This window comes from Psychromonas arctica DSM 14288 (genome assembly GCF_000482725.1).
GTDB lineage: Bacteria > Pseudomonadota > Gammaproteobacteria > Enterobacterales > Psychromonadaceae > Psychromonas > Psychromonas arctica.
The window spans coordinates 230,358-256,391 of record NZ_AXWP01000008.1 but is presented as its reverse complement, the minus strand read 5'-3'; the positions used below and the strand labels follow the sequence as shown (position 1 = coordinate 256,391).

At 38.7% G+C, this 26,034-nt stretch carries 22 protein-coding genes; 2 read left to right on the top strand and 20 right to left on the bottom strand.

Translation table 11 applies throughout. The features are described 5' to 3' along the window. Window positions 1–11 precede the first annotated feature (11 nt). The 3 genes from proB to frsA all read right to left on the bottom strand — a co-directional run bounded on the left by proB (window position 12) and on the right by frsA (window position 2,996). Entirely contained in the window at window positions 12–1,121 is a 1,110-nt protein-coding gene (gene proB / locus H592_RS0103135; protein WP_028867475.1) for a glutamate 5-kinase, read from the bottom strand. Window positions 1,122–1,301: 180 nt separating this feature from the next. Continuing rightward, a complete protein-coding gene (gene crl / locus H592_RS0103130) occupies window positions 1,302–1,679 on the bottom strand; it encodes a sigma factor-binding protein Crl (protein WP_028867474.1) in 378 nt (125 codons plus the stop codon). A 57-nt stretch (window positions 1,680–1,736) separates the two neighbouring features. Then, on the bottom strand, window positions 1,737–2,996 hold the full coding sequence (gene frsA, locus H592_RS0103125) for an esterase FrsA (RefSeq protein WP_028867473.1): 1,260 nt from the start codon (window positions 2,994–2,996) through the stop codon (window positions 1,737–1,739). Window positions 2,997–3,850: 854 nt separating this feature from the next. Between frsA and H592_RS0103120 the strand changes: the two genes are divergently transcribed. Next, window positions 3,851–4,741, top strand: a complete 891-nt coding sequence (locus H592_RS0103120; protein WP_028867472.1) for a GGDEF domain-containing protein — start codon at window positions 3,851–3,853, stop codon at window positions 4,739–4,741. On the opposite strand, the gene tilS is transcribed toward H592_RS0103120, so the two are convergent. From tilS to rpsB, 17 genes are all read right to left on the bottom strand, one after another. Next, window positions 4,724–6,127: a tRNA lysidine(34) synthetase TilS gene (gene tilS, locus H592_RS21405; protein ID WP_169727635.1), complete on the bottom strand. Its 1,404-nt coding sequence runs from the start codon at window positions 6,125–6,127 to the stop codon at window positions 4,724–4,726. The two genes, H592_RS0103120 and tilS, sit on opposite strands and share 18 nt — an antisense overlap. Window positions 6,128–6,135: 8 nt before the next feature. Continuing rightward, window positions 6,136–9,687: a DNA polymerase III subunit alpha gene (dnaE, locus tag H592_RS0103110; protein WP_425414380.1), complete on the bottom strand. Its 3,552-nt coding sequence runs from the start codon at window positions 9,685–9,687 to the stop codon at window positions 6,136–6,138. Between the two features lie 20 nt (window positions 9,688–9,707). After that, on the bottom strand, window positions 9,708–10,328 hold the full coding sequence (gene rnhB / locus H592_RS0103105) for a ribonuclease HII (RefSeq protein WP_028867470.1): 621 nt from the start codon (window positions 10,326–10,328) through the stop codon (window positions 9,708–9,710). Beyond that, the gene (gene lpxB / locus H592_RS0103100) at window positions 10,328–11,476 is read right to left on the bottom strand and encodes a lipid-A-disaccharide synthase (protein WP_028867469.1); all 1,149 of its coding nucleotides are present in this window, start codon (window positions 11,474–11,476) and stop codon (window positions 10,328–10,330) included. Before lpxB ends, rnhB begins: the two co-directional genes overlap by 1 nt. 76 nt (window positions 11,477–11,552) lie before the next feature. Further along, complete coding sequence (lpxA, locus tag H592_RS0103095) at window positions 11,553–12,341, bottom strand: acyl-ACP--UDP-N-acetylglucosamine O-acyltransferase (protein WP_028867468.1); 789 nt, start codon at window positions 12,339–12,341, stop codon at window positions 11,553–11,555. Continuing rightward, on the bottom strand, window positions 12,341–12,793 hold the full coding sequence (gene fabZ / locus H592_RS0103090; RefSeq protein WP_028867467.1) for a 3-hydroxyacyl-ACP dehydratase FabZ: 453 nt from the start codon (window positions 12,791–12,793) through the stop codon (window positions 12,341–12,343). The genes lpxA and fabZ overlap by 1 nt, the downstream gene beginning before the upstream one ends. A gap of 11 nt (window positions 12,794–12,804) precedes the next feature. Then, the gene (lpxD, locus tag H592_RS0103085; protein WP_211235609.1) at window positions 12,805–13,827 is read right to left on the bottom strand and encodes a UDP-3-O-(3-hydroxymyristoyl)glucosamine N-acyltransferase; all 1,023 of its coding nucleotides are present in this window, start codon (window positions 13,825–13,827) and stop codon (window positions 12,805–12,807) included. 12 nt (window positions 13,828–13,839) lie between these two features. After that, complete coding sequence (locus tag H592_RS0103080) at window positions 13,840–14,358, bottom strand: OmpH/Skp family outer membrane protein (protein ID WP_245600355.1); 519 nt, start codon at window positions 14,356–14,358, stop codon at window positions 13,840–13,842. A gap of 111 nt (window positions 14,359–14,469) precedes the next feature. Continuing rightward, window positions 14,470–16,887 (bottom strand): outer membrane protein assembly factor BamA, encoded by a 2,418-nt coding sequence (gene bamA, locus H592_RS0103075; protein ID WP_028867464.1) that lies wholly within the window; start codon window positions 16,885–16,887, stop codon window positions 14,470–14,472. 142 nt (window positions 16,888–17,029) lie between these two features. After that, on the bottom strand, window positions 17,030–18,430 hold the full coding sequence (gene rseP / locus H592_RS0103070) for a sigma E protease regulator RseP (RefSeq protein WP_028867463.1): 1,401 nt from the start codon (window positions 18,428–18,430) through the stop codon (window positions 17,030–17,032). Further along, window positions 18,424–19,665, bottom strand: coding sequence for a 1-deoxy-D-xylulose-5-phosphate reductoisomerase (gene ispC / locus H592_RS0103065; protein WP_051368955.1), 1,242 nt, complete (start codon window positions 19,663–19,665; stop codon window positions 18,424–18,426). Before ispC ends, rseP begins: the two co-directional genes overlap by 7 nt. Before the next feature lie 2 nt (window positions 19,666–19,667). Then, the gene (locus H592_RS0103060; protein WP_037070799.1) at window positions 19,668–20,519 is read right to left on the bottom strand and encodes a phosphatidate cytidylyltransferase; all 852 of its coding nucleotides are present in this window, start codon (window positions 20,517–20,519) and stop codon (window positions 19,668–19,670) included. 32 nt (window positions 20,520–20,551) lie between these two features. Further along, window positions 20,552–21,295 carry a polyprenyl diphosphate synthase gene (uppS, locus tag H592_RS0103055; protein ID WP_028867460.1) on the bottom strand — a complete coding sequence of 248 codons (744 nt, stop codon included), beginning with the start codon at window positions 21,293–21,295 and terminating at the stop codon, window positions 20,552–20,554. A gap of 67 nt (window positions 21,296–21,362) precedes the next feature. Next, window positions 21,363–21,920 (bottom strand): ribosome recycling factor, encoded by a 558-nt coding sequence (gene frr, locus H592_RS0103050; RefSeq protein ID WP_028867459.1) that lies wholly within the window; start codon window positions 21,918–21,920, stop codon window positions 21,363–21,365. A gap of 156 nt (window positions 21,921–22,076) precedes the next feature. Continuing rightward, window positions 22,077–22,817 (bottom strand): UMP kinase, encoded by a 741-nt coding sequence (gene pyrH, locus H592_RS0103045; RefSeq protein ID WP_028867458.1) that lies wholly within the window; start codon window positions 22,815–22,817, stop codon window positions 22,077–22,079. A gap of 196 nt (window positions 22,818–23,013) precedes the next feature. Continuing rightward, window positions 23,014–23,883 (bottom strand): translation elongation factor Ts, encoded by an 870-nt coding sequence (gene tsf, locus H592_RS0103040; RefSeq protein ID WP_028867457.1) that lies wholly within the window; start codon window positions 23,881–23,883, stop codon window positions 23,014–23,016. 99 nt (window positions 23,884–23,982) lie between these two features. Then, complete coding sequence (gene rpsB, locus H592_RS0103035) at window positions 23,983–24,714, bottom strand: 30S ribosomal protein S2 (protein WP_028867456.1); 732 nt, start codon at window positions 24,712–24,714, stop codon at window positions 23,983–23,985. Window positions 24,715–25,112: 398 nt separating this feature from the next. Here rpsB and map point away from each other — a divergent pair, with 398 nt between their 5' ends. Then, window positions 25,113–25,901 (top strand): type I methionyl aminopeptidase, encoded by a 789-nt coding sequence (gene map, locus H592_RS0103030; protein WP_028867455.1) that lies wholly within the window; start codon window positions 25,113–25,115, stop codon window positions 25,899–25,901. The last annotated feature ends 133 nt before the right edge of the window (window positions 25,902–26,034 follow it).

Below are 26,034 nucleotides of genomic sequence, written 5' to 3'. Positions count from 1 at the left end.
GGGAGCCTTGATTATAAAATAACTAGATCATCTCGGTGTAATACAACCCGACCGTGTTCATAACCTAATATTTTTTCAATTTGATCTGAGTGTTGACCCTTTATCCGCTCTATGTCGGCGCTTTTATAACGCACGATACCGCGGGCAATCTCTTTACCTTTATGGTTACAAACTGAAACAACGTAACCACGTAAAAAGTGCGACTGTACAGAGCGAATACCTTTTGCTAGTAAACTACTACCACCATGAACGATGGCTTGCTCTGCACCTTGGTCAACAACAATCTTTCCTGCAGGGCGTGAGCCCGCAAAGATCCAATTTTTTCTTGCTTCTAAACGGTTATTTGCAGACACAAATTTTGTGCCCACTGGTAGACCATTTGCGGCATCTAAAATAACATTTTTACGCTGGCCTGATGCTATCACGACTTCAATACCCGCTCGATTAGCAACAGTAGCAGACTCAATTTTTGTAGCCATACCGCCAGTCCCTAACCCACCAACACTTCCGCCTGCAAGGTTATGAATAGCTTCTGTTATTTCAGTCACTTCTGTAATTAATTTTGCATCGGGATTACTGCGCGGATCAGCAGTAAATAACCCTTGTTGATCGGTTAATAATATCAACTGATCAGCATCCGCTAATAAAGCAACTAATGCAGACAAATTATCGTTATCGCCTACTTTTATTTCACGTGTAGCCACTGCGTCATTCTCATTCACTAATGGAATAATACGGTGTTTTAATAATGTATTGAGTGTGTCACGCGCATTAAGAAAACGACCTTTATCATCGAGATCTGCACGTGTTAGCAACATTTGCCCGACATGTAACCCGTATATTTTAAAAAGGTTTTCCCATTCTCGAACAAGTTGCCCTTGACCTACTGCGGCTAACATTTGTTTATTCGCAATAGTGGGCTCAATATTAGGCATATTTAAATGCTCTTTACCTGCGGCAATGGCGCCTGAGGTGACCACAATAATAGGGTGGCCTTGTTGATGCAATATCGCACACTGGCGAACTATTTCAACCATTTGTGCGCGGTCTAGCTTAGTGGTTCCGCTGGTTAATACGCTGGTACCCAATTTAACTACAATTGTTTTTTTATTCGCGTTCATTTATTTATGCTTCATTTCAGAAAAATAAAAAAGCTCAATTTACATGAGGTGATCTACCAATAATAACCGTCATTGAGCTCAAAAAAAACAGCAACTTAAATAGCTGCTGTTGATCAGTATATCATTATTGCACCCATTAAAGGGGCAAAAATATAGAGAGCTTAAAACTTATAAAGATAGCTAACTATTCTGCTCTGTTAATTCATAACCCACTTCGACATCAATCATTTCAGTTAAATTTTCAATAAAGGTATTAAATGACTGATCAATTTGTAGCATTTCTTTTTTAGTTATTTTACTGCTAACCCAATTGCCTTCAATATCATACAGCCCGTTATAGCGCTGATAAGTAAATGTATTACCACTACGTGTTAATTCAGCCCACCAACCTAAAAATATTCTTTCCTCTGGCTCCTTTTTATCATTAACACATATTTCTAAACAATCAAAAAAGAACGTTTTTTCGTCTGACTTTAATTTACGAAAATAAGGTCCAAAATCAGTAAATAACTTGAATAATCGCCCACGTGATGGTCCCTTTATGAGAGTATCTGACATGTTAAGAGGCTTCCTTGTATAATTTAATAGCTATCAATAATATCTTCAATATATCACTTACTCTTGTAAATGTTTTGTTAACCATTGTGCAGAGTACTCTAAAGATCTCAAATAAGAGTCAAAAATGGGAGGTTTGTCAATAATCTTAGACTCACTCCCATAGCTTGCCCGCGCAATTAATTTTAAGTCCTGCTCATTACACATAATATCCTGTGAATGGCCAATACTCAGCATCGGCGTATTAATACGTTTACGCCCTAACAATCCCTGTTTAATTAGTGAAAAAGGAACACAAAGTTGATATAAACTTGCTACATCGGAATGGCTCATTTGCATACGACTAGCAAGGCAATCTAAGGTCATTGGAGGTAATTTTGAAAAGTTATCAAAGCTATCAAAAACACTACCCACGGCGGCACCAACACTCACCACTGAACGTACTCGTTTCGGCTCGACATAAGCCAAGCGATTTAGTGCATTACCGCCCATACGCATCCCCATTAAAGCAACTCGAGACTGATCTACCCATGGCACATTATCCATATGGTGCAACACCGCTTGGTGTAAATTAGAAGTATCTTGCTCTAATTTAATATAATTGGAGAAACCAACCCCTGGCATGTCGACAGTTAACATTGCAATACCAGCGGGTTTTAACTGCTTTTCGAATAAAGGCAATAAATCACACTGCAAGGTATCAATACCACCGCTCACAATCACCACTGGGTGGATAGTTTGATCGTGCGGTAAATGTAAATAACAACGTACTGTTTTACCTTTAAAGGGAACCTCAATCTCTTTTAATAAGGCGTTCTCATCCTGTTCAAAAGCTTTACGATAATTACTGAATGCTAACGTTTGCGCCTGAATACTGCTTTCATCCCCCTTAAGATGCGGATAACTTGCCACACTATAATATTGAGAAGCGAGATAATAAGCATTTTTAGCTTGTTCTTTTTGACCGTATTGTACGAGTTCATTAGCCTGCTTTTGAAATTGCATGGCTTTTTTTGACCACTCATAGCTCCAATTACCCGAACGGAATCCAACCACGGTATCTAATAAATCGGGATCACTGCGTTTATTAGTAGAAGCACTTATTTTGGCAAGCACTTCATAGCAGTCAATAATATCTACCCCCTGCCAAGCCCATTGCAGTAATTTAAGCAGTCGATACCACCCCACCTTTTCCTCACCGTCCATGGTTGAGTTATACAATTTTTTATTTTTCTTAGAACCACTATTGCCTATCAAGGTAGAGGTTTCTTGCACATTAAACTTTTCAGAAAATAAGACTTCAGATAAATTCTCAGACATAAATTTCTCATTAAATAACGGAGTTTAAAATATTTCAATAAACGAGCTAGCAGACTTAATATAGAGCTTGTGATAATGCGGCATCAACTTATTTGAAAATAATTCAAAGCAAAAGTTCACAAAAATAATCCGCATTACACTCAAACAGAGTTTACTGTAATCTACTGGCGCCCAATAAAACCGAGTGCTGTGGACTTAGAATAACATGTTAATAATTGCCAACCATGACAAAACGCAACAATTCTAGTTAGCGTTCTAGTAAACTCATCTCGAATAAGTACTTTCTATGCAGACTTAATCGGTTGATTTTATTTATACAAATAATGAATCGATAGCAATGACATATTCAATCTCAAGTTTAATCAGCCCCCTATTCGTTTATTCACCTACAGCTTGCGATTGACACACTATGACTTATAGGGTGTCAATTTCACGACGATACAATGATAGATAATAAATAAATGTTATTTATTATTACGCTAAAAAATATCACTATAATTCTTGAGCATTCGATCTATAACTGCAATGAAGCCGTCATATAAAAAAACACCTGCCATCATCCAACTAAAATAAACATTTAAACCTTTGTTTTAATGTAATTAAAATAAATAACAACAACTTATTATGCGAGCCTAAGTTTGATAACTTTTAATTAGAAACTATTAAAGATCAACTTAAGATCTTTTTTATTTGCACAATTATCAAACAAACAAAGTTGGCATAAATACTGCATATAATTGTTCAAATACTATTCATATAGTAGTAATAAAATAAAAGTAGGGGCTAAAAGGTAACACAAGTTTTTGTTACAGATTTAGCAAGATACTAGTTGTGACATAGATAAGGAAGCTCGCATGGAAACCATACCAAACATAAACCACAGTACTTTCGAACATACTGCGCCGCTGTTTACTGTATTTTCCAATGAACCTTTACTAAGTATTGAAGATAAACTCGTAAGTTTAGAGTCACTGCAACAAAACTTAGACTTAAAAGAGATGATGAACAATTTTGCCGCTTTGGTGGCAGGCTTTATCCGCCCTTTTAATATTCGTTTTCAATCTGCTCATGGTTTCTTTAGTTTAGTGCAAATGCAACGTAACAGTTATAGCAAAAGTTTTAATTTAGGCTCAATGGGACAATCAACTCGATTAGGCACTATCACTTATCAGAGTGAAGTTGCATTAACCTTAGACGAAGATAAATTATTAACCGAGTTACACCAATTATTATTGCCCAGTTTAAAACATGCTCTCAAGTTCTCTGAGTTAAATACAATGGTTTATCAGGATCATCTAACCAATATTGGTAACCGAGCCTATTATGATAGCTCTATTCAGTATGCCATTGAACAAAGTAACCGAACTCATCTAGGCCTGTCATTAATGATATTGGATATTAATGATTTTAAGCCTATTAATGACACTTACGGCCATCTCAAAGGTGACCAAGTATTAAAAGAGTTTGCACGAATATTAACACAGAGTGTGCGTGCTTCGGATATGCCATTTCGTTTAGGTGGGGATGAGTTTGCGATCATATTACAACCCTCTGAAAACTGCTCTGTTGCTAAAGTGCATAGGCGTATCAATCAAGCGATACTTAACAATACAATTTTAAAAGAGATAGGCTGTACATTTAGCTTAGGACATAGCCATTGGGAAATTGGCACCAGTTCAATGCAGTTATTTGAGTCAGCAGATCAAAACTTATACCAGCATAAAGCATCAACAAAAGCGCTGTGATATCTGCATTTGTGGTATGTCTTTCACTTGGCATCGCCACAAACCTAGCGCTTCCAGCAGTTGACCATCGACAACAATAAAGACCACTTGATCACGTAACCAAGGCGGCACATGGTATTCGTGTAATAATTTTTTAATACTTCTTTTTTTATCTCGCCCTTCAGGTAAGCAAGTTAACTGCGCATTCAAATGAGATCTTAAGCAGCACTGCACTTTGTAACGCTTTGACAGAGAGCTATCTACCTGCGAAAAATTGACCCCCAAATAACCCGCTTGCAACCATAATATAGACTCACCGGACCACAGTATAGGTTGCACTGGCAAGCTTAGGGCTTGATTAGGTACAATATATAACTGGCCTTGATAACGGCAAATAGCCACCGTCGGCATCTGTAATTTTGGTTGTTTATCACTCTGAGCCAATGCAACTTGGTCCCATAAAACCATTAACTGCTTGCTACTTGGGTATTGTAAGCCATTACTTTTAAGCCAATAGCGTAATATATTATTTCGTCTTGCTTCACTAAATTTCGATAGAGCCGCAATAGTTAATGTTTGCTGTGTAAAACGCTCTTCCATACAAAGGCTTAGGTCTTGTTCTGCCATTTCATCTAATAAACTTTGCTGCTCTTGACATAACTGAGCAGTTCGCGATACTGACTGTGCAATAGCAGGCCAACGCGCATTTAGCAGGGGTGATATTTGTTGGCGTATAAAGTTACGATCAAAGTCGATATTTAGGTTACTTTCATCCTCAACCCATTGCAGGTGGTGATGACGAGCATAATCCATCAATTGCTGTCGAGAAAAATTTAATAAAGGTCGTAATAAATAACCGTTAAAAAAAGTTTGAAAAAGGCGGATCCCTTGTAAACCTGTACTACCGGATCCTCTTTTTAAAGCTAATAATAATGTTTCAAGTTGATCATCTTGATGATGACCAGTAACAACCACATCATGCTCTTGCATTTTTTCTTGAAAACATTGATAACGAGCATCTCTAGCCAGTGCTTCTAAGCTAGTTCTACTTTTTCTTTCGATATCAACTTGAGAGCAAATTATTTTAACATCCAACTGCTGACAATAGGCAGTACAAAAAGCAGCCCAATGATCAGCATTGTCACTCAAACCATGATTAACATTGTGTGCAATCAGCGTTAAATAGTCACTGCTTTGTTGAACACCGCCCTGTCGAAAACGGAACAATAAATGCAGTAACACAACGGAATCGACACCACCACTTAACGCCACTACGATACGCGGCTTAAGAGAACCTAAGCTAATGTGCTCAGTATCATTATTAATACTTTCAGCTAAAGTAACGGTTAGCGTAGCTAATAACTCACTAAAATGCTTTTCAAAACTTGTAAATAAATCTACCTGCATTGCTAACATCAACCTTGATCAAAATGCAAAGTCACATTGTCTTCACCTAACCATCGCCCCAACTCAAATAACAAATCATCACTTGGGGTAATAGACCATTCAATGCCAAGTTCAATTTCAACTTGTGCTTGGTGATTTTGGTAGTTAATAAAAACCGGACATAAACCACCTGAAGCGGGCGCTAATATTTCATTTAAACGAGATTGAAATTGCGGCAATGATTGCTGTTGCAGAACATTAGAAGTAATTGTTAAGCGTAATTTACTGGCAAAGCGTTCACGCGCATGGTCAATGCTCATTATTTCGCGAGCATTCATTTTCAAACCGCCATTGAAATAATCTTCACTTACCTGACCTTGTAAAACCACAATATTATCAGTGAATAATAACGCTTCATGCTGATCCAGTAAGTCAGCAAAAACCGTCACATCCATACGCGCACTTTTATCATCCAAGGTCAAAATACCCATGCGTTTACCCGCCTTGGTGACCATCACACGCATTGCTAATACTAAGCCACAAACTCGGCTATTTTGACCTCGCCCATTAACCGTTAATGCACCTAGCTTGACACAGTTAATGGCACGCAGATGTGGTTCATATTGGTTAATAGGGTGCCCAGTCAAATACAATCCTAGGGTATCTTTTTCACCTTTCAGCCATTGTTTTTCAGGCCATTTGTCAACCACGGAAAACTTATGTTCGATTTCATCGTGGTCAGTGGTTAATACACCAAATAAATCGGCTTGGCCTGATGACTCCGCTTTCTTATACTGCGAAGCTGCTGTTAATGCATCACTTAAATTAGCCATCAACGCCGCACGATGTGGCCCCAAATTATCCAATGCACCGGCTAAAATTAGCTTCTCAATAATACGTTTACCACAACGTTTTAAATCAACCCGTGTACAAAAATCAAATAAATCTTTGAATTTACCGCCTTCAGTTCTCGCTTCGATAATCGCATCAATGGGCCCCTCGCCAACACCTTTGATCGCACCGATTCCATAAATAATACGCAGGTCTTTGTCGACGTTAAACTTAAATAAACCTTCATTCACATCCGGAGGGCATAGAGTTAACCCCATGTTCTGACATTCATCCACTAGGATCACAACCTTATCGGTGTTATCCATATCCGCAGACATTACTGCCGCCATGAAGTAAGATGGATAAAATGTTTTCATCCATAAGGTTTGATATGACACCAACGCATAAGCCGCGGAATGGGATTTATTAAACCCATAACCAGCAAACTTTTCTACCAGATCAAAGATCTTCATGGCTAGCTCGCCATCAATCCCATTTTCAATCGCACCAGATTCAAAAGTTGCACGTTGTTTAGCCATTTCTTCTGGTTTTTTCTTACCCATTGCGCGACGTAACATATCGGCACCACCAAGCGTATAACCTGACAAGACCTGTGCAATCTGCATCACCTGCTCTTGATATAAAATAATACCGTAGGTCGGTGCAAGGATCTCTTTTAAGGATTCATGCTGCCACTTTTCATCTGGATAGGAAACCACCTCTCGGCCATGCTTACGTTCGATAAAGTTATCTACCATTCCCGATTGCAGTGGACCTGGCCGGAATAATGCCACCAAGGCGATCATATCTTCAAAACAGTCTGGCTGTAATCGGCGGATCAAATCTTTCATACCGCGTGACTCTAATTGGAATACAGCAGTAGTTTCATAACGTTTTAACAGTTCGAAACAAGCAGGCTCTGTTAGATCTATTTTTTCAATAAAAATAGGTTCTTCACCACGCTCATGTTTATGTGCATTGGCCATATCCAAAGCCCATTGCACAATCGTTAAAGTACGTAATCCTAAAAAGTCGAATTTAACTAAACCAGCTGTTTCTACGTCATTTTTATCGAATTGTGTTACTGGGTTATGGCCTTCATCATCACAGTACAAAGGTGCAAAATCGGTAATAGTAGTTGGTGAGATAACAACGCCACCGGCATGCTTACCTGCATTACGAATGGTGCCTTCTAAGGTACGGCACATATCAATTAATGCGCGTACGTCTTCACTCGCATTATAGCGTTCTTGTAAACGAGGTTCCTCTTCAAAAGCTTTACTTAGCGTCATACCCGGTGTCGGTGGAACTAACTTTGAAATACCATCAACAAAGCCATAGGCATGACCTAATACTCGGCCCACATCGCGAATAACCGCTTTTGCCGCCATGGTACCAAAAGTAATGATCTGCGATACCGCATCACGCCCATATAACTGCGCAACGTGGTCGATCACCTCATCACGTCTATCCATACAAAAGTCGATATCAAAATCGGGCATAGAGACACGTTCAGGATTCAAAAATCGCTCAAACAGTAGCTCTAATTCTAATGGATCGAGATCGGTTATTTTTAAGGCATAAGCCACTAACGATCCAGCACCAGAACCACGGCCAGGTCCAACTGGAATATTGTTATCTTTACTCCATTGAATAAATTCCATTACGATCAGGAAGTAACCTGGGAAACCCATTTTGTTAATAACTGACAGCTCTATTTCTAAGCGTTCATCATAGGGTTTTCTTATTTCAGCAAAATCTTTACTATTTTTATCAAACAAGAAATCTAAGCGAGCTTCTAACCCTTCACGAGATACTTTACAAAAAAACTCATCGATCTCTAAATCACCGGTTGGAAAGTCAGGCAGAAAGTATTCACCCAAACGTAACGTCACATTACATCGTTTTGCTATTTCAACACTGTTTTGTAACGCTTCGGGAATATCAGAAAAGAGTTCACACATCTCCTCTTCACTTCGTAAATACTGCTCAGGACTATAATCTTTGGGGCGTTTTTCATCACCAAGTGCATACCCTTGGTTAATACAGACACGAATGTCATGGGCATCAAATAATGAACGGTCTGCAAACACCACTTCATTAGTTGCAACAACCGGGAGCTGGTATTGAGCAGCCCAATCAATGGCGAGATGTAAATAATCTTCTTCAGCAACACGATTAGTACGAATTAGCTCGATATAATATCGGTTTGGAAAATACCTTTTATAGAATTCGGTGATCTCAACAGCCGCCGCAGTATTCCCCTTTAAAAGCATTTTACCTAGGTCACCGTCTTTGGCTCCCGATAATAAAATAACCCCCTGTTGATGTTCTACTAACCAAGATTGTTCTAATACCGCACGACCTTTAACATGACCTCGTAAATATGCTTTTGAAATAAGCTCAGTAATATTTTTGTAACCAACTGCATCCATCGCTAGTGCCGTTAAACGAAACTGTTGATCGCCTAATAACTCACTTTTAACCCAAAAATCAGCGCCCACAATAGGCTTAATACCCGCACCATGTGCCGCCGTATAAAATTTAACTAAACCACAAAAGTTAGTTTGATCAGTGATCGCCAGCGCTGGCATTTTTAATGCAGCAGTCTTAGCAACTAGTGGCTTTATTTTAGTTAAACCATCAACCATTGAAAAATCACTGTGCACACGTAAATGCACAAACTTAGGGGCTGTTAAAGGTGCTTCCATAGGTAATAACTCAGATGTTTCGGTACTCATTTCAGACATAACATTATACTTTCAAGAACCTATTTTGAAGTTAAAGCTAAAATAGCTTTAACAGGTTTAAAACTTTGTCGATATTCAGCAATCACACCGTGCGCTTCTAAGGCTACAAAGTGTGCTTTAGTAGGATAACCTTTATGCTGAGCAAAACCATAATCTGGATAGCGTTTATCTAACTCGACCATTTCTCTATCACGGGTAACTTTAGCAATGATCGATGCTGCACTAATTTCAGCAACACGGGAATCACCTTTCACAACTGCTTCACTAGGCATTGCTAATGAAGGACAACGGTTACCATCAATAAAAACAAATTCAGGTGTTATTGATAAACCTTGTACCGCACGTTGCATCGCTAACATAGTCGCATGCAATATATTTAGCTCATCGATTTCAGCCGGTGAGGCTCTACCAATACTCACAGCCAAAGCATTGGCATTTATCTGTTCAAATAATAAAGCTAATTTTTTTTCACTTAATTTCTTAGAATCTGCTAACCCTGCTATTGGCTTTTTAGGGTCTAAAATAACAGCAGCAGTGACAACGTCCCCTACTAAAGGGCCACGCCCAACTTCATCGACCCCTGCAATAAAAGCAACATCTGGATAAATAACTTCTGGATATAGTATATTTTTAGCGACCATTATTTATTATCTCTATTTAATAACTCAACCACCGCATTAGCAGCCTGAGTATCCGCATCACATCGAATAAGTTTATGTAACTCGGTAAAGGTCTCGACCATAGCTTGCCCATCATGTGCGATTAAACGTTCTAGCTCCGCCACTATTTTATCTACGGTACAATCATCTTGACTTAGTTCTTTAACCACTTCCCTATCTGCAATTAAATTGGGCAGTGAAGTATATTTAACTTTTATTAAAGCTTTAGCTATAAGGTAAGTGATCGGTGAAACTTTATAGGCAACAACCATCGGTGCTTTAGCTAACATAGCTTCTAAAGCTGCAGTACCAGATGCTAACAACACAGTATCTGCAGACTGCAAAACAGCACTTGATTGACCATTAATCAAAGTAATCGGAAGCGTCTCAGGTAGCGCCTCTATTTGCAGTTGGAATTGCTGTTTGCGACGGTCATTAACCATCGGCACAATAAATCGATAGTCGGGATATTTTTGATGGATAACTTGCGCTACTTGTAAAAAGATCGGTCCAAGCATCTCTACTTCAGCCTTACGACTACCCGGTAATAAGGCCAATATTTTTTCATCAGGATTAATATTTAATTGGCCGCGCGCAGTTGATTTATCGCGCTGTAACGGTAATTGATCCGCTAAAGTATGTCCCACAAATTGGCATGGTACATTAAACTTATCGTAAAAGGCTTTTTCAAAAGGTAGAAAGGCTAAAACAAGATCCGTTGCTTTGGCAATTTTATGGATACGCCATTGCTTCCAAGCCCAAACCGACGGACTCACATAATGAATCGTTTTAATGCCATGTTGCTTCAGTTTTAATTCAACCGTTAAATTAAAGTCGGGGGCATCAATGCCAATAAAAATATCAGGGGGATTATTGATAAAATGTTCAATAATTGATTTTCGAATACGTAAAATACTGCGTAATTTACCTAATACCTCAACAAACCCCATTACTGACAAAGCCTCTAAAGGATGCAAAGCAGTGCACCCTTGAGCGATCATTCGAGGACCGGCAATACCTTCAAAAATAGCATTCGGGTATTGTTTTTTTAGGGCTTTAATTAACCCTTCACCTAAGATATCGCCAGATGTTTCACCGGCTATCAATCCAATACGCAATGGTTTAGTCATGCTCTACTCTTATATAATGAAGTTAAAAAAAAAGGCTCCAAAAGAGCCTTTTTTTACGATATTTGAAGAAAATGGCTTATCTAACAATACCGCGATTTTCATCTGAAATGAAATCTAAAAGCGTTTTTAATTCTGGACAATCTGCAACATTTTCTGCTATTTCAGCTCTAGCTTGCGCCAATGTATTACCGTTACGACATAGTGATTTATAAGCACGTTTAATTTGCATAATTGTCGCACTACTAAAACCATGACGCTTTAAGCCAACGGAATTAATCCCTTGCGCTTGAACGTAATTACCCGACGCCATAAAGTAAGGCGGAATATCTTTATTAACTGCAGAACAACCGCCGATCATTGCGTATTCACCAACACGGGTGAATTGATGCAAGGCAGTTAAACCACCGATAATCACATTATTAGCCAGTTTACTGTGCCCTGCTAATGTTGCGTTATTTGACAGAATAATATTATTGCCCAGTATACAGTCATGTGCGACATGTACATACGCCATTAATAAACAATTATTACCAATCTTAGTGACGCTTTCATCTTGTGCTGTGCCACGATGAATAGTACAGCTTTCTCGGAAAACATTATTATCACCGATTTCAAGATAGGTAACTTCACCATTATATTTTAAATCTTGGCAATCTTCGCCGACCGAAGCAAATTGGAAAATTTTATTGTTTTTACCCATTTTAGTGTGGCCTTTGACCACAACATGCGGACCGACCCAGCAATCATCACCAATTTCAACATTGTCGCCGATGATGCTATAGGGACCGACCTCTACGTTTTTACCAATAATTGCATTTTCATGAATTATCGCTGTTGGATGAATTTTTGCTGTAGAATCAATCATTAAATTTCTCTTCTTGCACACATAATCATTGCCTGACAAGCGACTTCGCCGTCAACTTTAGCGATACACTCAAATTTCCCCATACCGCGACGCTCTTTAAGATAAATAACTTCTAAGTCTAATTTATCACCAGGTACAACCGGTTTACGAAAACGAACTTGGTCAATAGACGCTAAGAAATATAGTTCATTTTCTGCAGGTTTGCCGTAAGTTGCAAAAGCTAATACACCTGTTGCTTGCGCTAATGCTTCTAAAATCATCACTCCAGGGAAAACAGGCGTGCCAGGAAAGTGTCCTGTGAACTGTGGTTCATTAAAAGAGACATTTTTGTAACCTGTTAGCGTTTTTCCAGGTACATAATCAACTACACGATCGATTAATAAAAATGGGTAACGATGCGGTAGAAGATCCATGATCTCCTTTATATCAAGACTGTTTAATTCGTTAGACACGATGATTTTCCTTAGTTTTTATCTTCAATTTGTTTTTCAAGTTGCTTAACGCGCTTGAATAATTCTTCAATTTTGAATGTATAAGCAGTTGTTTTACGCCATGCTTTATTTTCTTGAGCGGGTACACCAGATGAATAAACACCTGCTTTTTTAATACTACGCATAACCATACTGTCACCAGTAATAATAACATTATCAGCAATGCTAATATGGCCATTCATCGCAACACTACCACCTACGATACAGTTCTTTCCTATTGTGGTACTACCCGCGATACTGGTACCACCAGCCACAGCAGAATGCTCGCCAATTTGCACGTTATGGGCAATTTGACACTGGTTATCAATCTTAACGCCATCACCAATAATGGTATCTGATAACGCCCCTCTATCAATTGATGTATTCGAGCCAATTTCAGCATTATCACCAATAATGACTTTACCAATTTGTGGGATCTTAACCCAAGTGCCTTGGTAAGGCGCATTACCAAACCCATCGGATCCAATAACGCTATTCGCATGAATAATGACATTTTTGCCAATTTCACAAGCATGGTAAATAGACACATTCGGATAAACTTTACAGCCAGCACCTAATTGACAGCCTTCTCCAATCACAGAATTCGCAAATAACTGCGTATTATCTCCAATCGTAACACCGGCCCCAATCACCACATTGTCTGCAATAGCTACATTATTGCCGATCACCGCAGTTTCATGAATTTTAGCTGACTCAGCAATAAGCACAGGTAAGTTGGGTGTGGTATCAAACAAACGCGCTAATAATGCATAACCTACATAAGGGTTATCCATAAATAACGCATTACCTTGATAAGTCGCCTGCATTGATGAAGGCAAGACAATCGCACTCGCCTTACATTCATCTAAGCGAGTCAGTAGTTTAATGTCTGACACAAAGGTAATATCACCTTGTTCAGCGGCTTCAAACGTGGCTAAACGTAATATTTGTAGATTTTCATCACCACTTAATTGCGCTGAAAGTTGAAGTGCTAAATCTGCTAATGAATAAGCCATAATAATCTAAACCTACTTAGTGCTAATTTTTTGAATAACTTTGTCTGAAATATCTAAAGCAGGTTTTGAGAAAACAATTTGTTCGCCGTTTAAGATCAAATCGTATCCACCTTCTTTTGCCACTTCATTAATCACTTTGCTAACGATGCTTAATACTTTTTGATTCTCTTCACCTTGGCGGCGACGGTTATCTTCTTCAAAGGCTTTACGTTTTAATTTGTACTCAGAAATTTTGCCTTCGATATCACGTTGTAACGAAGTGACTTCACTTTTATTTAATAACTCGCCATCTTTCTTAATTTTAGTTTCAATACTTTTAATGCTTTTTTCTAAACTCTGTAACTCTTCGTAACGACCTTTAAACTCACCTTCCAACTGTTTAATAATACGCGCACGTTGCGGAGACTCTTTCATCACTTTTGATGGGAATACAACACCAATTTTTGATGTGTCTGCTGCTTGAACTGCTGACACAGATACCATTGCAGCGGCTAAGGTAATTACTTTAAAAAAGGTCTTCATGGTTTTCATGCTATAACTCCGTATTAATAAATCTGTAATAAAATAAAAAAAGAAATCGTGCACTGCGTGCACATTTTAATGTCGATACAATGGTGTTATTCAAACATCCATTAACTATATTTAGAAAACATCACCGATGTTAAATGAGAACACTTCGGTTTTATCGCCCGCATAATCTTTTAATGGAACAGCCAGTGTAAAGATTAACGGTCCCATTGGTGAAACCCAAGTTAACTGAGTACCGATCGATGCACGTATACGTCCAGGTTTCGAGTAGTCGCCAGCGTAATCACAATTGAACGCACATTTGTCTTTGTACGCATCATAATCAAACTCAGTATCCCACGCTTCACCCGCATCAACGAACAAACTGCTACGCACTTGACGTGCATAGGCTTCATCTAAGAACGGCACAGGGAAAATAAGTTCCGCACTTAATGTATATTTTGCATTACCGCCCACTGCACTATTGGTATAAGTAGCGTTGCTATTACCGTTCTGCTCGCCAGTATAAAGTGCGCGTGGCCCTACCGTATTACTAGAGAATCCACGAATAGTGCGGTAACCACCCACGTAATAGTTTTCAAAGAACGGTAAGATTTGGTCGTTCCCTTCAAATTTTCCGTAACCATTACCGTAACCTAAACTACCACGTAACAGGGTAGTCCAATCACCGTCTTCAGTAATACGTTGGTAATTACGAATATCAAAGTTAAGTTTAAAGTATTGTAGATCTGAGCCAGGGATGGTTATTTTACCACGTAAAGTATGCGACATCCCTTGTGTAGCGAGTTGGCCTCGGTCTAAGCTATTACGTGACCAAGTAGTGGTAATATCAAAGTTTCTAAAGTCAGCACCACCATCATCATCTTGCAATGAACCATAGATATCCCAAAACGTACTTAATTGCTCGTAACTCTTGAGCTGAGAAATACCGTTATTTTCCCAGCCAACACTGAACCCTAAACGGTTTATTTCATTAACAGGAAAACCAGTACTGAAACGTAAACCATAAGTCGTATTGGTGTAATCGACAATATTCGCATCGCCCGCTTCAAATTTATCGTAATAAATTCGAGCTCCACCACTCACACCATCTTTGGTTAAGTAAGGGGTATCGTAGCTGATGTCAGCACTCACACTGTAGTCATTAAACTTAGTTTGGAAACCAATCTTATCACCACTACCTAGGAAGTTATTCTGCTGAATACCACCACTTAGGCTGATCCCTGATTCCGTACCAAAACCAATGCCGGCATTGAAGCTACCTGACGCTTGTTCCGCCACGTTAACACTCACGTCAACTAAATCATCGCTAACACGTTCAGTATTAATATCAACGGTTGAGAAAAACCCTAAACGGTTTAAACGCGCGCGAGATGTTTCGATCGCTTCACTAGATAGCCATCCACCTTCCATTTGACGCATTTCTCGACGTAATACAACATCTTTGGTAGTTGTATTACCTGAAATATTAATATGTCTCACATAACCACGTTGTCCTGGGGCAACAGAGAAATTAACAACAACAGTATTAGTTGCATCATCAATTTCAGGATAAGTATTAATTTCAGGGAATGCGTAGCCTAAACGGCCAAAGTATTTGCGAATACTTTGTTCCGAGGCAGCGACATCCGATGCAGCATAGATATCTCCATTGGCAAACGCGACTAAGCTTTTTACTTCTTCGTCATGTCCTAATAGGTCACCAATAAAGGTTACATCTGAAACTTTATAAATATTACCTTCATTAACATTAACCGTAACATAAACCCCTTTTTTATTAGGTCTAAGCGCGACTTGCGTTTCATCAATTTTAAAACGAATATAACCACGATCTAAGTAATAACTTTTGATAACTTCTAAATCACCGGCTAATTTTTGTTTTTGGTAGTTATCGTCGGCAAAAAGATCCCACCAACCTGCAGAGTCACTTAGCGTTAATCGCTTTAACAAGTCTTCATCAGAATAAACATTATTACCAACGATGTTGATCTGTTCAATTTTTGCAGTCAATCCTTCACGAAATACAAATTGAATAGAAACACGGTTTCTAGGTAAAGGTGTCACAATCGTTTCTACTTGTGCGCTGTACTTGCCCACGCTGTGATAGAAATCTTCTAAGCTCTTTTCAATACTGGTCAGAACGGTTCTATCTAGCGCATCACCAACTTGGATAGAAGAAGATTTTAATGAATCAAAGATTTGCTCTTCAGTGAGTTTATCATTACCTGTTAATTCAATAGCACTGATCGTTGGGCGCTCTTTCACTTTAAAAATAAGCACAGACTCATTTTTGAATAACTGAATCGATTCGAAGTAGCTACTGCTATACATTTTTTTAATTGCCTGCGATAGATCATATTCATCAACCACATCACCTTCACGAATTGGTAGACTCAATAGTGCCGCACCCAGTGTTACTCGTTGAAGTCCTTCGAACTGTAGGTCGGAGACGGTAAATTTTTCAGCTAAAGCAAGGTTAGAAAAACAGCTGGTGACAGTAAATGTCAATGCTAACAAATATTTCTTAAACATTATCTACAAAATCCTTTACTGCACCTCAGTGCAAAACAATTTAAATATCCAGGTCAATGGGGAGTGAATCTTACTTTCAAATCGTGTTAGAAAGTAGCACTATCTCATTGTTTATATTCTATAATAAATTTTAGTGTTTCTTTTACAATAAATTAAAGTCGTTAAGCACAGCAATTGACATAAATGTGAATAAAACTGCCGCTCCTATTTTAAAGCCAAATTCTTGGACTCTTTCAGGGACCGGTTTACCTGTAATCACTTCGACAAAGTAATACATCAAATGACCACCATCTAAAACAGGTAGAGGTATTAAATTCATAATACCTAAATTAACGCTAATTAAAGCAATAAATCCTAAAAAATACGCAAATCCATAATCAGCACTCATCCCAGCACCTTTAGCAATACCAACAGGTCCACTAAGATTTTTTACCGATAAATCACCAGTCACTAATTTAACTAATGTTGAAAAAGTTAACTCACTGAGCTGCCAAGTTTTATCAACTCCTTTTAAGAAAGAGTCAATCGGACCATATTTCAAGCTTACTCTAAACTGTTCAGGGTAAGGGTCAACCTTTGGTGCAACACCAATATAACCTTGTAATGTACCATCTGCACTTTCACGAGCGTCGGGGATGAGTGTGAGCGAGTGCTTGATAGCCCCCCTTTCAATCGCTAGCCGTAACGGTTGATTAGCATTTGTTTGGATCAACTTCACAAATTGTTGCCAATTATCTAACTGGACGCCATTAATAGCTATTAATTTGTCATCAACTTCTATTCCACTGCGTTGTGCAGCACTATTTTCGGCAACACTTGCAGCACTTAAATGTACTTTTGGAGAATAAGGAATAAGCCCTAAGCTACTAATAATCGACTCTTTTTTAGGGTCAAACTTCCAATTAGCTAATGAGACTGTATAAGTTTGACTTGGTTCCCTGCTCTCGGTCAGTGTTGATTGAGAGTTTGAACTCAGGTCAAACAAATTAACAGGCGTGACGCTGAGCTCTACACTAGGCTCACCAATCTGTGCAACTAGAGCAAGATTGAGTGCTTCCCAGTCATTAACCACTCGGCCATTAACCGCACTCACCTGAAACGGGACTTGAGTTGTGATCACACTAACCGGCGAATTCTCAAGTACACCATTAACAACCGGTTTAGCACTTCCTACTCCAATCATGTACATTAAAAAGAAGGCAATAATAGCCAATAGAAAATTGGCTATAGGCCCAGCTGCAACAATGGCAATACGTTGCCATACTGACTTTTTATCAAAAGAGAATTCAGATAATGCTTCAGGCACTTCTTCAACCCGACCATCAAGCATTTTTACATAGCCGCCCAATGGAATTGCAGCGATCACAAACTCAGTACCGTGCTTATCCAGTTTTTTAAAAAGAACTTTGCCAAAACCAATAGAAAAACGATGTACCTTTACTTGGCAGCGACGAGCAACCCAAAAATGGCCATACTCATGAATGGCAACTAGAATACTTAACGCAATAATGAATGCGGCTGTATTCCATATAAAATCTAACAAACCCCACCTCGATTAATCAATTTGCTCGCATTGTCTCTAGCCTGCTTATCTATTTCTAATAGCTGTTCAATTGACGAGACATGTTGATGCTGTAATGTATTTAAAACACTATCCACAATACGTGGAATATCCGTAAACTTGATACGTTGATCTAAAAAGGCTTGCACCGCGATTTCATTCGCCGCATTTAGTGACGTCGTTGCATGCTGTCCTTCATAACAAGCCTGTATCGCTAATTTCAAACAAGGGTAACGGTCATAATCAGGTTCTACGAAGGTAAAGTTAGCCGAGTTAAAAAAATCAAACCCCGCAGCACCACTTTTAATGCGTTTATCCCCCCCCATCACATGTGCAATAGGTATACGCATATCTGGATTACCCATTTGCGAAATGACACTACCATCTTGATACTGCACCATAGAATGGATCACTGATTGCGGGTGAATAATCACCTGTAACTGATCTTTATTAGTATTGAATAACCACCTTGCTTCAATGTACTCAAGACCTTTGTTCATCATGGTTGCCGAATCTATAGAGATTTTAGGGCCCATGCTCCAATTTGGATGTTTAATTGCCACATCAGGCGTAATGCTTGAAAATTCGTGCAACGGTTTGGTTAAAAAAGGTCCGCCAGAGCCCGTTAATAAAATCTTAGAAACACCAGCGGCAGCTAAATCACAATGGCCGATGGTTTGTTGTAAATTCGGCGACATTGATTGAAATATAGCGTTATGTTCACTATCAACAGGCCACAACGTCGCACCTGATTTTTTTACTGCATCAATAAACAAAGCACCGGACATAACTAACGATTCTTTGTTTGCTAAGAAAATTTCTTTCCCCGCATGTACAGCCGCTAGCGTTGTTTTTAAACCAGCCGCACCAACAATGGCAGCCATCACAGAGTCAATTTCAGCACTACCTAATAACGCCAGCACTTCAGATTCAGGTAACATATGACAGTTGAGATTATTTTGTTGCAATAATTCTTTTAGTTGCAATCCAGCCTGTGGGTTTGCTAATGCAACATAAGCAGGTTTAAATTCAATACAAAGTGCCAGCATTTTTTCAACATTACTTGCCGCATACAAAAACTGTACATTATACAATTCAGGGTTATGACGACAGACACTCAAAGTGCTGTCTCCGATAGACCCCGTTGCACCTAATACAGCTAAGTTTTTAGCCACTGATTGCTTTAGTGTAGTGTTTTTGGTTGCATTGTTGGTCATCATTAAACGAGCCAATAAATATAAATAAGGGCAAACACCGGAACAGCAGCGGTCAAACTATCAATACGATCTAAGATGCCACCATGCCCAGGTAATAAATTACTACTGTCTTTTAAGCCTGCTTCTCGTTTAAAAATACTTTCCGTTAAATCACCTAAAGCAGAAACTAAGGTAGTGATCACTGAAGCAGCAAAAAACAATCCTAATTTTTCAGCCGGAATAGCAAAGAAATGACTCGCGAAATAAGCAACGATAACAGCACTCATTAAGCCGCCTAGTAACCCTTCGATGGTTTTACCCGGACTTACGTTGGGAGCTAATTTATGTTTACCAAATTGTCTGCCCGCGAAATAGGCACCAGAATCGGCAGCCCACACCAATAAAAACACATACATTAATAATTCAGCACCAAAATAGAAGTCGTGATGCATATTCACTGAACGTAGTACCACTAATCCCCAGAAAAAAGGAATCAAAGTAAGCAATCCGAAAATGCTTTTTAGGAATTTACTGTTTCGCCAAAGTGTCGCCGAAGTCGGATAACGAATAACCATGACTAAAGCTACACACCACCAAGTTACAGCGACAGTCAATCCAGTAATTATATAATGATGAGGTAGCTCTGGGCCCCAAATTAAGCCGATCGGCATCAACATCAACGTAATACCGAGTATCAAACCAAATATATAAAGAGTCGCTGAAGACGGTTGTTTACTGACAAAGCCGGCCCACTCTTTACTAGCGAGTAAAAAAATACCAGCAGCAAATAGCATAAAAAATTGAAGAGGTAAAAAGAAAATAGCCGCAATGGCTAGTGGCGCTAATATAAGCGCGGTAATAATTCGTTGCTTCACAGAGAAATCCCGTTATATCTGTTGGGTAAAAATTAGTTATTTACTTGTGCACTGGTTTGTCCAAAACGTCGCTCTTTACCTGAGAACACATCTAGAGCTAATTGAAAGGCTTTGGCATCAAAATCAGGCCATAATATATCGGTAAAATATAACTCCGCATAAGCAAGTTGCCACAGCAAGAAGTTACTAATTCTGTAATCTCCTCCCGTTCGGATCATCAAATCAACATCAGGTAATTCACCTAAAGACAGTGTGTTAGTCAATAATTGCTCATTGATATTATCAACTTCTAAGACACCTTCTTTTACTTGTTGCGCTATTTTTTGGGTTGCACTAACAATATCCCAACGACCGCCATAGTTCGCAGCTACATTTAATGCTAAACCGGTATTATTTGCAGTTAATAACTGTGCTGCATGTACTTTTTTTTGCAGGCGATCACTAAAACCAGAGATATCACCAACAATAGTTAGTTTAATATTATTTTTATGGAGTTTTTTTACTTCGCTACCAAGCACAGTAAAAAACAGCTCCATTAGCATATTCACTTCCTGTTCAGGACGTTTCCAATTCTCACTACTAAAAGCAAAAATGGTTAATGCTTCAATATTTTTTTCAGCGGCAAAAGCAATGCTCTTACGCAGCGCTTTTACGCCGTGTTTATGACCAAAAACTCGGTGTTTTCCTTTTTGTTCTGACCAGCGGCCATTTCCATCCATTATGATGGCAACATGTTTAGGGAAATTACTTTTAAGTGTTTCTGATCTCACAATAATCCTTTATTAACAATTAAATGCACCGACTAGTCACTAGAGGGTGCATTTTTTTGAACACTTGTTAGTTTTATACTTCTAACAATTCAGCTTCTTTAACCGCCAATACTTCATCTACTTTTTTGATGCTTTCATTAGTTACTTTTTGTACTAGCTCTTCACCTTGACGTTGTTGATCTTCGCTAATTTCTTTTTCTTTTTCTAGATCTTTAAAGTCACCATTTGCATCACGGCGAATATTACGAATAGCAACACGTGTATTTTCAGCTTCACCACGAACCACTTTAATTAAGTCTTTACGACGCTCTTCTGTTAATGGTGGTAAAGGAATGCGAATAACGGTACCTGCAGACATAGGATTTAACCCTAAGTTAGAGCCCATAATCGCTTTTTCTACTGCTGCAATTAAAGTCGCATCAAATACAGTTACTGTTAATGTACGTGAATCTTCAGTTGATACGTTACCCACTTGACGTAACGGTGTGTTAGAGCCGTAATAAGGCACCATAATGCCATCAAGTAAACTAGGGTGTGCACGACCTGTACGTACTTTAGCTAATTGGCTTTTAAACGATTCAATGCTTTTATTCATTCGAGTTTGAGCATCATCTTTGATTTCGTTAATCATATTTAGTTCCTAACTTATTAGTTCATTATCAAATTTTGTTATCTATATTGGCAACTATTTTTTAACTGATGCAATTTTTCACTAATATTGCTTTAGAAATAGTCACTTTTTTAAAGATCACAACTGTTTTCAGCATTGTAATCGTTAAATAAACAATTAAATATTTTCCTGTGCATGGGTGATAGTTGTACCTTCATCACCGCCTAAAACAACACGACTTAATGCACCTGGTTTATTCATATTGAAGACACGAATTGGCAGACTATGGTCACGTGCTAAGGTAAATGCAGCTAAATCCATCACTTGTAGCTCTTTTTCTAGTACCGTTTGGTAATCTAATACACTGTATAATTTTGCATCCGGATTTTTTACTGGGTCTGCATCGTAAACACCATCAACTTTAGTACCTTTAAGTACGGCATCGGCTTCAATTTCGATACCACGTAAACAAGCAGCAGAATCAGTCGTAAAGAACGGATTACCTGTACCCGCAGCAAAAATAACTACAGTGCCTAATTTTAAATATTTAATCGCTTCGGCCCAGTTGTAATCATCACATACGCCATTTAGAGGAATAGCAGACATTAAACGAGAATTAACGTGTGAACGGTGTAATGCATCACGCATTGCTAAGCCATTCATTACTGTCGCTAACATTCCCATATGGTCGCCTACCACACGATTCATTCCCGCTTGAGCAAGGCCCGCACCACGGAAAATATTACCACCACCAATCACTAAACCAACTTGTACACCAGACTCAATCAAAGATTTAATCTCTAAGGCCATACGATCCAATACCTTAGGATCAATACCAAACCCTTCTTCACCAACGAGGGCTTCACCGCTCAGTTTTAATAAAATACGACGATATGCTGATTTAGGGTTAGTGCTCATAATTTCATTCCTTAAGTTGAAATAATACCGATTTTTTAAAAAATCATACAAGATATTTTAAAAAATAGGTCTCAAATTCGTTTATTAAGCAGGCATATTCACTTTCTTCTGAATATAAAAGAACCGCAGGCATGCCGCGGTTCTTTTTTACAACGGAACAATGCTAAAAAACATTACCTATTGTTTTTAAAGTAGATTACTTAGAAGCAGCCATAGTTGCAGCAACTTCAGCAGCGAAATCTTCTACTTTTTTCTCAATACCTTCACCAACTTCTAAACGAACAAAAGAGACTACGTCTGCACTTGCACCTTTAAGAAGTTTAGCAACACTCATTGATGGATCTTTAATGAATGCTTGACCAGTTAAGCTTACTTCACCAGTAAATTTAGCCATACGACCAGAAACCATTTTTTCTGCGATTTCAGCAGGTTTACCGCTTTCGATTGCAATTTGTAACTGGATTTCTTTCTCTTTAGCAACAACGTCAGCAGGTACATCTTCAGGTTTAACAAACTGAGGAGCGGCTGCAGCAACGTGCATCGCGATATCTTTAGCTAGGTCAGCATCACCGCCTGTTAGCACAGAGATAACACCGATTTTACGGCTGTGTACGTAAGCGCCAAGGTTTTCACCTTCTACGATTTGTAAACGACGTACAGAGATGTTTTCGCCGATTTTAGCAACTAACAATTCACGCGCTTCTTCAACGGTAGAATCGTCATATGCTAGTGCGTTTAATGCTTCAACGCTGTCTACTTTATTTTCAAGCGCGATATCAGCTACTTTCTCAGCAAATGCTAAGAAGCTTTTATCCATTGCAACGAAGTCTGTTTCACAGTTAACTTCGATGATTAATGCAGTAGTACCGTTAGTTTTTGCAAAGATAGCGCCTTCAGCAGCAATACGGCCTGCTTTTTTAGCGGCTTTGATTGCACCTGATTTACGCATGTTTTCAATTGCAAGCTCGATGTCGCCATCTGCTTCAACTAATGCTTTTTTACAATCCATCATACCCGCAGCAGTGCGGTCACGAAGTTCTTTAACTTGCTGAGCTGTAATAGCCATTGTTCGAATTCCTATTTTGATTCTATAAAAAAGGGGTCATATAGACCCCTGATAACCAACCAATGATTGGTTAATAAGAGCTTCTATTAGTAGAAGAACTTATTTCTCAGCTGATTCTTCTTCAACAAAACCTTCAGCTACTACTACTTCTGCAGTACGGCCTTCTTTAACAGCTGTAGCAGCTGCACTTAAGTAAAGCTTAACTGCACGGATAGCATCATCATTACCAGGAACGATGTAATCGATGTTATCTGGGCAAGAGTTAGTATCTACAACAGCGATAACTGGAATACCTAGGTTATTCGCTTCTTTAATTGCAATGTGCTCGTGATCAGCATCGATTACGAAGATTACATCTGGGATACCACCCATGTTTTTGATACCACCAAGTGTTTTTTCAAGCTTCTCTAATTCACGAGTACGCATAAGCGCTTCTTTCTTAGTTAACTTGTCAAAAGTACCGTCTTGGCTTTGAACTTCAAGATCTTTCAAACGTTTGATCGATTGACGAACTGTTTTCCAGTTAGTCAACATACCACCTAACCAACGGTGATCAACATAGAATTGGTCACAAGCAATCGCTGCTTCTTTAACCGCTTCTGATGCAGCACGTTTAGTACCAACAAAAAGGACTTTACCTTTTTTAGATGCTTTAGCTTCTAGGAAGTTAAGCGCTTGGTTAAACATTGGAACTGTTTTTTCAAGGTTGATGATATGAACTTTATTACGAGCACCAAAAATGAATGGTTTCATTTTTGGGTTCCAGTAACGAGTTTGGTGACCGAAGTGAACGCCTGCTTGTAGCATATCGCGCATTGATACTGTTGCCATTTGAATTTCCTTTTAGGGGGTTAGGCCTCCACACATCCCATACACTCGACCATTAATTTCTTATACAGAAAAAGGCACCCCGAGTGACGTGTCGATGCGTGTGTGTTGTTTAAGTAATAATCCTTATTATTCAATACATTATATGTTTTGAATGGATTATATTGATTATTTAAGAAAGCGATTAAAAAATTAATCTATCAATCTCGGTGCGCTTTATACCACAGTTAGCTAATTAGCTCAATAAATAGCGTATTAATTAACGTATTTTTTGATTCCTTTCGTCCCCCCTATTCCCTTGTCCATTGTAAGGCTTTCTGAAATGGATTTTATCTAGCACCAACGCCTAAAATTCTTTATAGTTGTCTTATAATAATTTATTCAAAGTATAGAGATATAACATGTCTGGACTCATTAAAACTGCTCAAGAAATAGAAAAAATGCGCATTGCAGGACAACAAGCTGCTGACGTATTAACCATGATTGAACCTCATGTTAAGAAAGGGGTTACTACTAATGAACTAAATCAGCTTTGTCATGATTTTATCGTTAATGAACAAGGGGGCATTCCAGCTCCGTTGAACTACCATGGTTTTCCTAAGTCTATCTGTACGTCATTAAACTATGTTGTATGCCACGGTATTCCTAACGATAAACCACTAAAGGACGGTGATGTATTAAATATAGATATCACAGTGATTAAAGATGGATATCACGGTGACACATCTAAAATGTTCATGGTTGGAAAACCATCTATTTTGGCTGAGCGTTTAGCACGTGTAACACAAGAATGTTTATACATCGGAATTAATATGGTTAAACCCGGTGCGCGTTTAGGTGATATCGGCGCTGCAATTCAAAAACACGCAGAAAACCACAACTACTCAATCGTTCGTGAATATTGCGGACACGGTATTGGTGCAGGTTTCCATGAAGAACCACAAGTACTGCATTACGGTAAAAAAGGCACTGGTGAAGTATTAAAAGCAGGGCAATGTTTTACCATTGAACCTATGCTTAATGCGGGTAAACGTGATTGTAAAGTATTACGTGATGAATGGACTGTTGTGACTAAAGATAAAAAACTTTCGGCACAATGGGAACACACGCTCTTGGTAACTGAAACGGGTGTTGAAATTTTAACATTGCGCCCAGAAGAAACTATTGACCGAATCATTAACCCAGCGTAAGTAGTATTTAAAAAATGAACGTAAATAGCCAGTACGTTGTCAATAACGTACTGGCTATTATCAAGGCGCTAATATTGGGCTGTTAATATCGAAGCATCTCGTTGAGGCACAACGTTGATGCATTACGTTAAGG

Excerpts from the sequence above, each read along its gene's own strand:
- proB (WP_028867475.1), bottom strand. The coding sequence starts at position 1,121 with ATGAACGCGAATAAAAAAACAATTGTAGTTAAATTGGGTACCAGCGTA.
- crl (WP_028867474.1), bottom strand. The coding sequence starts at position 1,679 with ATGTCAGATACTCTCATAAAGGGACCATCACGTGGGCGATTATTCAAG.
- frsA (WP_028867473.1), bottom strand. The coding sequence starts at position 2,996 with ATGTCTGAGAATTTATCTGAAGTCTTATTTTCTGAAAAGTTTAATGTG.
- H592_RS0103120 (WP_028867472.1), top strand. The coding sequence starts at position 3,851 with ATGGAAACCATACCAAACATAAACCACAGTACTTTCGAACATACTGCG.
- tilS (WP_169727635.1), bottom strand. The coding sequence starts at position 6,127 with ATGCAGGTAGATTTATTTACAAGTTTTGAAAAGCATTTTAGTGAGTTA.
- dnaE (WP_425414380.1), bottom strand. The coding sequence starts at position 9,687 with ATGTCTGAAATGAGTACCGAAACATCTGAGTTATTACCTATGGAAGCA.
- rnhB (WP_028867470.1), bottom strand. The coding sequence starts at position 10,328 with ATGGTCGCTAAAAATATACTATATCCAGAAGTTATTTATCCAGATGTT.
- lpxB (WP_028867469.1), bottom strand. The coding sequence starts at position 11,476 with ATGACTAAACCATTGCGTATTGGATTGATAGCCGGTGAAACATCTGGC.
- lpxA (WP_028867468.1), bottom strand. The coding sequence starts at position 12,341 with ATGATTGATTCTACAGCAAAAATTCATCCAACAGCGATAATTCATGAA.
- lpxD (WP_211235609.1), bottom strand. The coding sequence starts at position 13,827 with ATGGCTTATTCATTAGCAGATTTAGCACTTCAACTTTCAGCGCAATTA.
- H592_RS0103080 (WP_245600355.1), bottom strand. The coding sequence starts at position 14,358 with ATGAAAACCATGAAGACCTTTTTTAAAGTAATTACCTTAGCCGCTGCA.
- bamA (WP_028867464.1), bottom strand. The coding sequence starts at position 16,887 with ATGTTTAAGAAATATTTGTTAGCATTGACATTTACTGTCACCAGCTGT.
- ispC (WP_051368955.1), bottom strand. The coding sequence starts at position 19,665 with ATGACCAACAATGCAACCAAAAACACTACACTAAAGCAATCAGTGGCT.
- frr (WP_028867459.1), bottom strand. The coding sequence starts at position 21,920 with ATGATTAACGAAATCAAAGATGATGCTCAAACTCGAATGAATAAAAGC.
- pyrH (WP_028867458.1), bottom strand. The coding sequence starts at position 22,817 with ATGAGCACTAACCCTAAATCAGCATATCGTCGTATTTTATTAAAACTG.
- tsf (WP_028867457.1), bottom strand. The coding sequence starts at position 23,883 with ATGGCTATTACAGCTCAGCAAGTTAAAGAACTTCGTGACCGCACTGCT.
- rpsB (WP_028867456.1), bottom strand. The coding sequence starts at position 24,714 with ATGGCAACAGTATCAATGCGCGATATGCTACAAGCAGGCGTTCACTTC.
- map (WP_028867455.1), top strand. The coding sequence starts at position 25,113 with ATGTCTGGACTCATTAAAACTGCTCAAGAAATAGAAAAAATGCGCATT.